We start from the raw sequence: 12,525 nt of genomic DNA, 5'->3' as shown, positions 1-12,525 counted from the left end.
TCAAGGGTGTTGCCGGGATGGCGTGTTCGGAATGGCTCATTCTGAAGAGACCGAGGTGGTCGAATGAGTACACACCCGGCTCAGATATCCACGAGGTCTCAACTCGGGAAAGACTGCCGTCCAAACCTGCTTTCGATCTTGCCCCGTCGGCGGGAAGTGGACTATACCTGTCGGCGTCCGCCCAAGCGATGCGATCGAGCGCGATCGAGCACGATCAAGCACGGCAATTCCGCATGACCCAGCTACATTTGACCGCGGTGGCGGGGCCCTTCGCCTCAGAAGAGAAGGACGGGCGACCGGTACACCGCCTGAGTCCTGGAGAAGGCGAGGACTTGAGCATGGGATCCACCTCCGCTCAGAACAGCGAGGGCCTTGGCCGTCGTGATGTGATCAAGCGGTCCGCCGCGATCGGTCTGATCACCGTCCCGACGATGAGCTTCCTGGCCTCGTGTGCCAGCAGCGACAGCGGGAGCGACAAGAAGGTCGAGAAGGGCAAGGCGACCGAGAAGAACCCGCTCGGGGTGAACGCGAGCGCGCCTCTCGACTTCGTCCTGTTCGACGGCGGATTCGGAACGGAGTACGCGACGGACGCCGTCAAGGGGTACGAGAAGGCGTTCCCCGACGCGAAGGTGAAGTTCACCCCGACCCAGAAGATCCAGTCCGAGCTCCAGCCGCGCTTCAACGGCGGCACCCCGCCCGACCTGATCGACAACTCGGGCGCCGAGCAGATGGACATGGGTGTTCTCGCCGGCAAGAAGCAACTCGCCGACCTCACGCCCCTGATGGACGCCCCCTCCTTCGACGACCCGGCCAAGAAGGTCCGCGACACGCTGCGGCCTGGTGTCCTGGAGATGGGGCAGTTGGACGGTGATCCGGTGTGGATCATGTACTACGCGTACACCGTGTACGGCGTGTGGTACTCGCAGACCGCGCTGGACAAGCTCGACGCGCAGTACCCCGAGGACTGGGACGCGATGCTGGCCCTCTGCGCGAAGGCCAAGAAGAAGGGCATCGCGGGCTGGACATACGCGGGCAAGTACCCGTACTACATCCCCTTCTCGCTCTACCCGTTCATCGGCAAGATCGGTGGCCGCGAGGTCCTCGACGCCATTGACAACCTGGAGCCCAACGCCTGGAAGCACCCGGCCGTGAAGTCCGCCTTCGAGGCGTACTTCGAGCTGTACAAGAAGGGGTATATCCTCCAGGGCACCCCGGGTCTCGACCACATCCAGTCGCAGACCGCGTGGACCGAGGGCAAGGCGCTGTTCATCCCGAACGGGTCCTGGGTGGAGAACGAGGCGGCGAAGACCACGCCGAAGGACTTCCAGATGAAGGTGGCCGCGCCGTCCAGCCTGGACAGCTCGGACAAGCTTCCGTTCGGCGCGCTCTGGGCGTCCGGCGGTGAGCCGTTCATCGTGCCGGCCAACGCCAAGAACCCGGACGGCGGTATGGAGCAGCTCCGCATCATGCTGAGCGAGGAGTCCTCGAAGAACTTCACCTCCAAGGTCAAGTCGCTGAGTTCCTTCAACGGCGGCACGGACGGCCTCAGCCTGTCCACCGCGCTGCAGGCCGGGGTCGACGCGCTCGCCAAGGCGGGCGCCAATGTGCTCAACCCGCGGCTCCAGGACTGGTACGTGGAGCTGCAGAAGCAGAAGATCGGTGTGGGGGTGCTCGGCGAGCTGATGGCCGGGCGCATGACACCGGCCGAGGCCGTCAAGAAGTGTCAGGAGTTCGCGGACGCGACGGCCAAGGACAGCTCCATCAAGCACTACAAGCACCAGTAGGAGTGGAAGTGACCGGAGGCCCCGCCGGGGCTTCCGGTTCCGGCCCGTCGCACGGGCCCCCCAGGGCAGCACGGCGGTACCCGCCGGAGATTCGGGGTCGGGAGACATGCAGCACGGCAAATACCGGTTCATTGTGGGGTTTCTGGTATTCCCCCTGGCGCTATACGCGCTCTTTGTCGTATGGCCATTCATCCAGTCCATCTATTACTCGTTCACGGACTGGACCGGTCTCAGCCCTGACTTCACGATGGTGGGCTTCGACAACTACACCCGGATGCTCGATGACGACACCTTCTGGAGTTCCCTCCAGCACAGTCTGACCTTCGCGCTCCTGCTGCCCGTGGTGGTCCTCGGTCTCGCGCTGTTCTTCGCCTTCATGCTGAATGTCGGCGGGCGCGGCCGGAAGGGGGCGGCCATCTCGGGGGTCCGCGGATCCTCGTTCTACAAGATCGTCTACTTCTTTCCGCAAGTGCTCTCGATCGCGATCGTCGCCCTGCTCTTCCAGTTCGCGTACAACCCGAACAGCGGCGCCATCAACTCCGCGCTCAGCGCGGTCGGTCTGGACAGCGTGAAGCCGGAGTGGCTGGGCGATCCGAAGCTCGCGCTCTGGTGTGTGATGGCCGTCCTGGTGTGGAGTACGACCGGCTTCTTCGTGGTCCTCTTCTCCGCGGGCATGGCCTCCATCCCGAAGGACTTCTACGAGGCGGCGCTGCTGGACGGCGCGAGCCGCTTCACCACCTTCTTCCGGATCACCCTCCCGTTGCTGTGGGACACGGTGCAGTCCGGCTGGGTCTATATGGGCATCCTCGCCCTGGGCGCGGAGTCCTTCGCGGTCGTCCAGATCATGACCGTGGGACCGGGCGGTCCCGCCGATTCCACCAATGTGCTGACGTTGCTCGTCTACCAGAAGGCATTCCGTGACGGTCAGGCTGCCTATGCGACCACGATCGGTGTCGCCCTCCTCCTCGTCACGCTGGCCTTCGCCGCCGTCGTGATGCGGCTGGGTCGACGTGAGCGGCTGGAGTTCTGATGAAGACCACTGAGACCCCTCCCCCCGCCGACACGCCTCCGCCGGCCGACGCCGTACGGACCCGGCCCGCCGTGACCAAGACGGCCGCCCCGCCCGACAAGGAGTCGAAGACCGGCGGCGTCCTCAATGTCTTCTCCCACGGCGTGCTCGTCATCTGGGCCTTCCTGGTCGCGATGCCGCTGCTGTGGGCGGTCATGACGTCCTTCAAGGACGACAAGTCGATCTTCACCTCCCCGTGGTCGCTGCCGGACACGCTGCACTTCGAGAACTGGTCGCGCGCCTGGACCCAGGCGCATATGAGCGACTACTTCCTCAACACCGTTCTGGTGGTGGCGGGTTCACTGGCCGGCACGCTGCTGCTCGGCTCGATGGCCGCGTACGTACTGGCCCGCTTCGAGTTCCCCGGGAACCGGTTCATCTATTACTTGTTCATCGGCGGGATGAGCTTCCCGATCATCCTCGCGCTGGTCCCGTTGTTCTATGTCATGAACAACATGGGCCTGCTGAACACGATCCACGGTCTGATCCTCGTCTACATCGCCTACTCGCTGCCGTTCACGGTCTTCTTCCTGACCTCGTTCTTCAGAACGCTGCCGACCTCGGTGGCGGAAGCGGCGATCATCGACGGGGCCTCGCACACCCGGACCTTCTTCCAGGTGATGCTGCCGATGGCCAAGCCGGGTCTGATCAGCGTCGGCATTTTCAACTTCCTCGGGCAGTGGAACCAGTACCTGCTGCCCACGGTGCTCAACACCGACCCGGACAACAAGGTCCTCTCCCAGGGGCTGGTGCAGCTCGCCGTCAGCCAGGGGTACAAGGGGGACTGGTCCGGTCTCTTCGCCGGGCTGGTGATGGCGATGCTGCCCGTGCTCGCCGCGTACATCATCTTCCAGCGTCAGGTGGTGGCCGGACTGACGGCCGGCGCGCTGAAGTAGCCCGTCCGTTCCGGGACCGAGATCCGGACGAATCGCCCGTCGACCCCGGTCGGCGGGCGGTTCGCCGTGTTCCCATCGCTCAAGGTCTTGACGGGGAGGCGCCCCGAGGGCTGAGCTTAGGGTTCACAAGTTGGAGATACGTCGGGGTCTCATTGGCGCGGCCCCGGCCGGGGGCGGTGGTCGTGCCGCCTGCCAAGGGCGGGAGTGGATGAGTCGTGGAGACTCCGGGGTCGCAGTCGTCGCTGCACCGGGCCAACCTCGAACGGGTCGTACGCGCGGTGCGTATGGCCGGTTCGCTCACCCAGGCGGAGATCGCCAGAAGCACGGGCCTGTCGGCGGCCACGGTGTCCAATATCGTCCGTGAGCTGAAGGACGGCGGGACCGTCCAGGTCACGCCCACCTCGGCCGGGGGCCGCCGGGCCCGCAGCGTCTCGCTCAGCGGGGACGCGGGCACCGTCATCGGGGTGGATTTCGGCCATACGCATCTGCGCGTGGCGATCGGCAATCTCGCCCACCAGGTGCTCGCGGAGGAGTCGGAGCCCCTCGATGTGGACGCCTCGTCCGCCCAGGGCTTCGGCCGGGCCGAGGAACTCGTCGAGCGGCTGATCGTCACCACCGGCGTCAGCCGTCAGAAGGTGATCGGAGTCGGCCTCGGCGTCCCCGGGCCGATAGACGTCGAGTCGGGCACGCTCGGCTCCACCTCGATCCTCCCCGGCTGGACCGGCATCAACCCCAGCGACGAGCTGGCCGGGCGGCTCGGCGTACCCGTGTACGTCGACAACGACGCCAACCTCGGCGCCCTCGGCGAGCTGGTCTGGGGGAGTGGTCGCGGGGTCAAGGACCTCGCCTACATCAAGGTCGCCAGCGGGGTCGGCGCCGGGCTGGTGATAGCCGGCCAGATCTACCGCGGCCCCGGCGGTACGGCCGGTGAGATCGGGCACATCACCCTCGACGAGTCGGGCCCCGTCTGCCGCTGCGGCAACCGCGGCTGCCTGGAGACCTTCACGGCGGCCCGCTACGTACTGCCGCTGCTCCAGTCCAGCCACGGCGTGGACCTCACCATGGAGCGCGTCGTCCAGCTCGCCCGCGAGGGCGATCCGGGCTGCCGCCGGGTGGTCGCCGATGTCGGCCGCCACATCGGCAGCGGCGTGGCGAATCTGTGCAATCTCCTGAACCCCAGCCGGGTGGTGCTCGGCGGGGATCTGGCGGAGGCTGGTGAGCTGGTGCTCGGGCCGATACGCGAGTCCGTCTCCCGGTACGCGATCCCCAGCGCGGCGCGCCAGTTGTCGGTGCTCCCCGGGGCGCTCGGCAGCCGGGCCGAGGTGCTCGGCGCGCTCGCCCTCGTCCTCAGCGAGATGGGCGATGCGACGCTTCTGGAGAGCGCCCTTCCGGCAGGGACCCCTGCCTTCACTTAGATAACGAATGGCACCGTTGTCATCTCGTTAAGGATTTACTCCTTGACGCTGGCCTCGCGCCGGAGTTGACTTCCTGCCACCTCGGCCGCAACGACGCGGCCTCGTCAGGGAGGTTTTTGAAGTGAACGCGAAGATGCGTCGTGCTGCCGTGGCCACCGCCGCTACCGCGCTGGCCGTCTCCCTCGCCGCCTGTGGCAGCGCGAAGGAGTCCGGCGACAAGGCCGAAGCGTCCAAGTCGGACAAGAAGGGCCCGATCACGGTCGGCCTCCTTCTGCCGGAGAACCAGACCGCTCGGTACGAGAAGTTCGACAAGCCGCTGATCGAGAAGAAGGTCAGCGAGCTGACCGACGGCACGGGCAAGGTCGTCTACGCCAACGCCAAGCAGGACGCGACTCTGCAGAACCAGCAGGCCGACACCATGGTCACCAACAAGGTCGATGTGCTGGTCGTGGACGCGGTCGACTCCAAGGCCATCGCCAGCTCGGTGAAGAAGGCCAAGGAGGCGGGCATACCGGTCGTGGCGTACGACCGTCTCGCCGAGGGACCGATCGACGCGTACACCTCCTTCGACAACGAAGAGGTCGGCCGGGTCCAGGGCAAGGCGCTCCTCGAAGCGCTGGGCTCCACGGCCAAGTCGGGTCAGATCGTGATGATGAACGGCGCCGTCACCGACCCGAACGCCGCCCTGTTCAAGAAGGGCGCGCACTCCGAGCTCGACGGCAAGGTGAACATCGGCAAGGAGTACGACACCAAGGAGTGGAAGCCGGAGAACGCCAACGCCAACATGGAGGGCGCCATCTCCGCCCTCGGCAAGGACAAGATCATCGGCGTCTACTCCGCCAATGACAGCATGGCGGGCGGCATCATCACCGCGCTCAAGGGCGCCGGCTTCAGCAAGCTCCCGCCGGTCACCGGCCAGGACGCCGAACTCGCCGGTGTGCAGCGCATCGTCACGGGCGAGCAGTTCATGAGCGTCTACAAGTCCTACCCGCAGGAGGCGGCCGTGGCCGCCGAGATGGCCGTCGCGCTCGCCAAGGGCGAGAAGCTCGACTCCATCGCCAAGGCCACCGTGGACAGCCCGACCACCAAGGGTGTCCCGTCCGTGCTCGTCCCGGTTGTCTCGCTGACGAAGGACAACATCAACGACACGGTCATCAAGGAAGGCATCTACACCGCCGGTGAGATCTGCACGGCCAAGTACAAGGCCGGCTGCGACGCGATCGGCCTGAAGTAGTCCCTTCCGGGACCGTCCGGTGACCTCCCCCGGTGAAAGCCTGTCCGGCACCCCGCCCGTCAACGCCCCGCAGCTGGGGCGGGGTGCCGGATGGAACACCCCCCGGTGCGCCCCGTGTGCCGTGCCGCGCGTCGTCCATGACCCGGTCCCGCGCGGCCGGCCCCTTGTTTGTCTCTTCTGCTCGACCTCCGCGCCTCCCCCCGGCGCGGCATCCCCGCCGGTCAGGCGGCGAAGGAGATGGTTCACGTGACCGCTACGCCCGTGCTGGCGTTGCGAGGGGTCTCCAAGCGATTCGGTGCCGTCCAGGCGCTCACCGACGTAGAGCTTGAGGTCCACTCCGGTGAGGTGGTCGCCCTCGTGGGCGACAACGGCGCCGGGAAATCAACGCTGGTGAAGACCATCGCCGGCGTACACCCCATCGATGACGGCGTCATCGAGTGGGAGGGCAGCCCCGTCTCGATCGGCCGGCCGCACGACGCCCAGAACCTGGGCATCGCGACCGTCTACCAGGACCTGGCGCTCTGCGACAACATCGATGTCGTCGGCAATCTCTACCTCGGCAGGGAGCTCCGCAGCTGGGGCGTCCTCAACGAGGTCGAGATGGAGCGCCGCTCGCGCGAACTGCTCACCACGCTGTCGATCCGGATTCCCAGTGTCCGTATCCCGATCGCCTCGCTCTCCGGAGGCCAGCGGCAGACCGTGGCCATCGCCCGGTCGATGCTCGGTGACCCCAAGCTCGTCATCCTCGACGAACCGACGGCGGCCCTCGGCGTCGAGCAGACGGCCCAGGTGCTCGACCTTGTCGAGCGGCTCCGGGAGCGCGGTCTCGCCGTGCTTCTCATCAGCCACAACATGGCCGATGTCAAGGCCGTCGCCGACAAGGTGGCGGTCCTCAGGCTGGGCAGCAACAACGGCGTCTTCGATGTCGCGTCCACCTCTCAGGAAGAGATCATCGCCGCCATCACCGGCGCCACGGACAATGCCGTGACCCGCCGCGCCTCGCGCACCGTGGAGGTTCAGAAGTGAGTACGGACAAGACCTCCACGTCTCTTGAGAAGACGCCGGGCGAGACCCCGGGCGGCAAGATCCCGGCCCCGGTCGACGCCCCCGCCGCGGCGGACGGCGCGGTCACCGCGGTGGACCCCCGGCTGCTCGTGCGTGAGCAGGGATTCGCGGGCTATCTCTCCGAGTTCAAGCGCAAGATACGCGCCGGTGACCTGGGCTCCCTCCCGGTCATCATCGGGCTGCTCATCATCTGCGTGGTCTTCCAGAGCCTGAACTCGAACTTCCTGTCCGCGGAGAACCTCAGCAATATCTCCGTGGCCATGGTCGGGACCGGCATGATCGCCGTCGGTATCGTCTTCGTCCTGCTGCTCGGTGAGATCGACCTCTCGGTCGGCTCGGTCAGCGGGGTGTCCGGCGCCATCGTCGCCGTACTGAGCGTCACCCACGGGCTGAACGAGTGGCTGGCCGTGGTGGTCGCCATCGTCAGCGGCGCCGCCATCGGCGCGATCCACGGCTTCTTCTTCGCCCGCGTCGGCGCGCCCGCGTTCGCCGTCACCCTGGCCGGTCTGCTCTTCTGGCTCGGCTTCATGCTCCAGATCCTGGGCGACAACGGCACCATCAACCTGGACCCCGACGGTGTGGTGGGCAAGCTCACCACCCACTACTTCAGCGATGTCGCGGCCGCCTACGGCCTCGCCCTCGTCGCGGTCGTGGTGTTCTTCCTGACCTCCTTCCTGGAGAACCGCCGCCGCGAAGCGGCCGGAGTCCCCTCCAGGCCCGTCAGCGAGATCGTGCTGCGCACGGCCGTCCTCGCGATCGTCGCCTTCGCCGCGGCGATCATGTTCAACCAGTACAAGGGCCTGCCCCTCGCGCTGGTCGTCTTCCTGCTGGTCCTGGTGGCGACGGACTTCGTGCTGCGCCGCACCACCTACGGCCGGAAGGTCTTCGCGCTCGGCGGCAGCGTCGAGGCGTCGCGTCGCGCCGGTATCAACGTCACGCTGATCCGGGTCTCGGTCTACTCCATCGCCGGTACGTTCGCGGCCATCGGCGGTCTCTTCATGGCCTCCAAGATCGCCGCGGCCAACCAGGGCGCCGGCACCGGCGACCTGCTGATGAACGCGATCGCCGCGGCCGTCATCGGCGGCACCAGCCTCTTCGGCGGCCGGGGCCGCACCTGGAACGCGCTGCTCGGTGTCATGGTCATCACCTCGATCCAGTACGGACTGGCGCTGGAGGGCATCGCCACCCCGATCCAGTACATGATCACCGGTGGTGTGCTGCTGGCCACCGTCGTCATCGACTCCGTCACCCGCAAGACCCAGAAGACCGCGGGTCGCGCCTGACCGCGGTCCCGCGCGCCGTGCCCGGCACCTCACGGGGTGCCGGGCACGGCTGTGTCCCGGAAGCAGCCGATATGACGTACATACCGTCGATCGGGTGACGTAGGACGCACTGCCCGCCGACCACTCGCGCGAGTGGAACATTAGACTCGCCAGATCGGCATGCTCGACAGCTCATACGCTAAGGAGGCACGGGTGGCGTTGCTGACCCGCATCAGGGGACCGCGCGATCTGGACCGGCTCGGCCCGGAGCAGCTGGAGCAGCTGGCCGGAGAGATCCGGTCCTTTCTCGTGGAGGAAGTTTCCAAGACCGGCGGCCACCTCGGCCCCAACCTCGGTGTCGTCGAGCTGACCATCGCCCTGCACCGGGTCTTCGACTCCCCGAAGGACAAGGTCCTCTTCGACACCGGGCACCAGTCGTATGTGCACAAGCTGCTCACCGGCCGTCAGGACTTCTCGAAGCTCAAGAGCAAGGGCGGTCTCTCCGGCTATCCGTCCCGTGCCGAGTCCGAGCACGACATCATCGAGAACTCCCACGCCTCCACCGTGCTCGGCTGGGCCGACGGTCTCGCGAAGGCCAACGAGGTACTGAAGAAGCACGACCACGTGGTCGCGGTGACCGGTGACGGCGCGCTGACCGGCGGTATGGCCTGGGAGGCGTTGAACAACATCGCCGCCGCCAAGGACCGTCCGCTCGTCATCGTCGTCAACGACAACGAGCGTTCGTACGCACCGACGATCGGCGGCCTCGCGAACCATCTCGCGACCCTGCGGACCACCGACGGGTACGAACGCTTCCTGGCGCGCGGCAAGGAGATCCTGGACCGCACCCCGGTCGTCGGCAGGCCCCTCTACGACACCCTGCACGGCGCCAAGAAGGGCCTGAAGGACTTCATCGCCCCGCAGGGCATGTTCGAGGACCTCGGACTGAAGTACGTGGGCCCGATCGACGGCCATGACATCGGGGCCCTGGAGTCCGCCCTGCAGCGCGCCAAGCGCTTCGGCGGCCCGGTCATCGTGCACTGCATCACAGAGAAGGGCCGCGGCTACAAGCCCGCCGAGCAGGACGAGGCCGACCACTTCCACGGCATCGGTCCCATCCACCCCGACACCGGACTGCCCATCGCCGCCGCCGGCATGGACTGGACCTCGGTGTTCGGCGAGGAGATGGTCAAGCTGGGCCATGAGCGCGAGGACATCGTCGCGATCACGGCGGCCATGCTCCAGCCGGTCGGTCTGGAGAAGTTCGCGAAGGCGTTCCCCGGCCGGGTGTACGACGTCGGGATCGCGGAGCAGCACGGCGCGGTCTCCGCGGCGGGCCTCGCCACCGGCGGGGTGCACCCGGTGTTCGCCGTCTACGCGACGTTCCTGAACCGGGCGTTCGACCAGGTCCTGATGGATGTGGCCCTGCACCGCTGTGGAGTGACGTTTGTTCTCGACCGGGCCGGCATCACCGGCACCGACGGCGCCTCGCACAACGGTATGTGGGACATGTCCATCCTCCAGTGCGTGCCGGGGCTGCGGATCGCCGCCCCGCGCGACGCCGACCAGGTACGCGCCCAGCTCCGCGAAGCGGTGGAGGTCGAGGACGCCCCGACCGTCGTGCGCTTCTCCAAGGGCGCGGTCGGCCCGGCGGTCGCCGCCGTCGGCCGGGTCGGTGGCATGGATGTCCTGCGCAGGACCGAGGAGGGTACGGCGGACGTCCTGCTGGTCTCCGTCGGCGCGCTCGCCCCGATGTGCCTGGACATCGCCGACCTTCTCGACAAACAGGGCATCACGACCACGGTCGTCGACCCGCGCTGGGTCAAGCCGGTCGACGAGGCGCTCGCCCCGCTCGCCGAGCAGCACCGCGTGGTCGTCACCGTCGAAGACAACAGCCGGGTCGGCGGCGTCGGCTCGGCGGTCGCCCAGGCGCTGCGCGACGCCGGAGTCGACGTACCGCTGCGGGACTTCGGCATTCCGCCGCGCTTCCTCGACCACGCCTCCCGCAAGGAGGTCATGGCCGAGATCGGGCTGACCGCGCCGGACATCGCGCGCCAGGTCACCGGCCTGGTCGCGAAGCTGGACGGCCGGCTGGTGGACTCGCCCACCGAGGCCGCCCGCGACTGATCCGCCGTCACGCGACGCGCTGCTGTACCGATGGGCCGGTGGGGCCGCCCTGTAAGGGTGGTCCAATCGGCCCATCCGTGTGAAATCCGCTCATATCGGGTGCCTGGGGGTAACGCGCTCTCGATCATGGCCGGATGAACGCGCACACGGAGGTACGCCGGTGAGTACGCAGCAGGACTCGGGACCAGCCGGAAACGGCGTGTTCCGCACCAAGAGCGTCGAGCAGTCGATCCGCGACACCGAGGAACCCGAGTTCGCGCTCAGGAAGTCCCTCTCCGCGCTCGATCTGACGGTCTTCGGCGTCGGCGTGATCATCGGCACCGGCATCTTCGTCCTGACCGGCGTGGTGGCCAGGCAGACGGCCGGACCCGCCACCGCCATCGCCTTCGTCGTCTCCGGCATCGTCTGCGCGCTGGCCGCCCTCTGCTACGCCGAGTTCGCCTCGACCGTGCCGGTCGCCGGATCCGCGTACACCTTCTCGTACGCCTCGCTCGGTGAGCTGCCCGCCTGGATCATCGGCTGGGACCTCGTGCTGGAACTGGCGCTGGGCTGCGCGGTCGTCGCGGTCGGCTGGTCCGGTTATGTGCGCTCGCTGCTCGGCAACGCCGGGGCTAGTCTGCCGGACTTCCTCTCCGGCACGCAGAACGGGAAGTTCGGCTTCGATCTGCTCGCGTTCCTGCTCGTCCTCATCCTGACCTGCGTCCTCATCCTGGGCGTCAAGCTCTCCTCGCGCGTCACCAGCATCATCGTGGGCGTCAAGGTCACCGTCGTCCTGCTGGTGATCATCGTCGGGGCGTTCTTCATCAACGGCGCCAACTACCACCCGTTCATCCCGCCGTCCCAGGCGGCCGCCGGCGGCGGCGGGCTCAGGGCCCCGATCATCCAGCTGATGGCCGGCTACACCCCCACCAACTTCGGCGTCATGGGCATCTTCACGGCCGCGGCCGTCGTCTTCTTCGCCTACATCGGCTTCGACATCGTCGCGACCGCCGCCGAGGAGACCGTCCACCCGCAGCGCGACGTACCCCGCGGCATCCTCGGCTCCCTCTTCATCTGCACCGTGCTCTATGTCGCCGTCTCGCTCGTCGTCACCGGAATGCAGCATTACAGCCGGCTGACGGTGGACGCCCCGCTCGCCGACGCCTTCAAATCGGTCGGTCATCCCTTCTGGGCGGGGCTGATCAGCTTCGGCGCGGCCGTCGGACTCACCTCGGTGTGCATGATCCTGCTGCTCGGCCAGACCCGGGTGTTCTTCGCGATGAGCCGCGACGGACTGCTGCCGCGCACCTTCTCCCGGGTCCACCACCGGTTCGGCACGCCGTACCGCTCCACCGTCCTGCTGGGCGTGATCGTCGCGATCGTCGCCGGCTTCACCTCCATCAAGGAACTGGCCGAACTGGTCAACATCGGCACGCTGTTCGCCTTCGTCGTGGTCGCGCTCGGCGTCATCATCCTGCGCAAGAGGCGCCCCGACCTGCCGCGCTCGTTCCGTACCCCGCTGGTGCCGTATCTGCCGATCGCGTCCGTGCTCGCGTCCTTCTGGCTGATGCTCAACCTGCCCGCCGAGACCTGGCTCCGCTTCGGCATCTGGATGGCCATCGGCTTCGTCGTCTACTTCGTGTACGGCCGCGCGCACAGCCGCCTCGGCCTGTTCGGGGACACCCGCTGACGGT

Annotated in this window: 9 protein-coding genes; all 9 read left to right on the top strand. The window is 67.3% G+C overall.

Annotated elements, in window-relative coordinates; translation table 11 throughout:
• Positions 1–338: 338 nt before the first annotated feature.
• Positions 339–1,784: an N-acetylglucosamine/diacetylchitobiose ABC transporter substrate-binding protein gene (ngcE, locus tag IF11_RS0107990; RefSeq protein WP_030350758.1), complete on the top strand. Its 1,446-nt coding sequence runs from the start codon at positions 339–341 to the stop codon at positions 1,782–1,784.
• 106 nt (positions 1,785–1,890) lie between these two features.
• The gene (locus IF11_RS0107985; protein WP_030350757.1) at positions 1,891–2,814 is read left to right on the top strand and encodes a carbohydrate ABC transporter permease; all 924 of its coding nucleotides are present in this window, start codon (positions 1,891–1,893) and stop codon (positions 2,812–2,814) included.
• Positions 2,814–3,749, top strand: coding sequence for a carbohydrate ABC transporter permease (locus tag IF11_RS0107980; protein WP_030350756.1), 936 nt, complete (start codon positions 2,814–2,816; stop codon positions 3,747–3,749). The genes IF11_RS0107985 and IF11_RS0107980 overlap by 1 nt, the downstream gene beginning before the upstream one ends.
• Positions 3,750–3,964: 215 nt before the next feature.
• The gene (locus IF11_RS0107975; protein WP_030350755.1) at positions 3,965–5,164 is read left to right on the top strand and encodes an ROK family transcriptional regulator; all 1,200 of its coding nucleotides are present in this window, start codon (positions 3,965–3,967) and stop codon (positions 5,162–5,164) included.
• A gap of 133 nt (positions 5,165–5,297) precedes the next feature.
• A complete protein-coding gene (locus IF11_RS0107970; RefSeq protein ID WP_030350754.1) occupies positions 5,298–6,398 on the top strand; it encodes a substrate-binding domain-containing protein in 1,101 nt (366 codons plus the stop codon).
• A 237-nt stretch (positions 6,399–6,635) separates the two neighbouring features.
• Positions 6,636–7,424 (top strand): ATP-binding cassette domain-containing protein, encoded by a 789-nt coding sequence (locus tag IF11_RS0107965; RefSeq protein ID WP_030350753.1) that lies wholly within the window; start codon positions 6,636–6,638, stop codon positions 7,422–7,424.
• Entirely contained in the window at positions 7,421–8,746 is a 1,326-nt protein-coding gene (locus IF11_RS0107960) for a sugar ABC transporter permease (RefSeq protein WP_030350752.1), read from the top strand. Before IF11_RS0107965 ends, IF11_RS0107960 begins: the two co-directional genes overlap by 4 nt.
• A 192-nt stretch (positions 8,747–8,938) precedes the next feature.
• Complete coding sequence (gene dxs, locus IF11_RS0107955) at positions 8,939–10,852, top strand: 1-deoxy-D-xylulose-5-phosphate synthase (RefSeq protein WP_030350751.1); 1,914 nt, start codon at positions 8,939–8,941, stop codon at positions 10,850–10,852.
• 160 nt (positions 10,853–11,012) lie between these two features.
• Positions 11,013–12,521, top strand: coding sequence for an amino acid permease (locus tag IF11_RS0107950; protein ID WP_051745631.1), 1,509 nt, complete (start codon positions 11,013–11,015; stop codon positions 12,519–12,521).
• Positions 12,522–12,525 lie beyond the last annotated feature (4 nt).

It is taken from the genome of Streptomyces scopuliridis RB72 (assembly GCF_000718095.1).
GTDB lineage: Bacteria > Actinomycetota > Actinomycetes > Streptomycetales > Streptomycetaceae > Streptomyces > Streptomyces scopuliridis.
Note: the sequence above shows the minus strand (reverse complement) of the source record. Positions and strands in the feature narration are given on the sequence as shown.

Excerpts from the sequence above, each read along its gene's own strand:
- IF11_RS0107965 (WP_030350753.1), top strand. The coding sequence starts at position 6,636 with ATGGTTCACGTGACCGCTACGCCCGTGCTGGCGTTGCGAGGGGTCTCC.
- ngcE (WP_030350758.1), top strand. The coding sequence starts at position 339 with ATGGGATCCACCTCCGCTCAGAACAGCGAGGGCCTTGGCCGTCGTGAT.
- IF11_RS0107980 (WP_030350756.1), top strand. The coding sequence starts at position 2,814 with ATGAAGACCACTGAGACCCCTCCCCCCGCCGACACGCCTCCGCCGGCC.
- IF11_RS0107985 (WP_030350757.1), top strand. The coding sequence starts at position 1,891 with ATGCAGCACGGCAAATACCGGTTCATTGTGGGGTTTCTGGTATTCCCC.
- IF11_RS0107970 (WP_030350754.1), top strand. The coding sequence starts at position 5,298 with ATGCGTCGTGCTGCCGTGGCCACCGCCGCTACCGCGCTGGCCGTCTCC.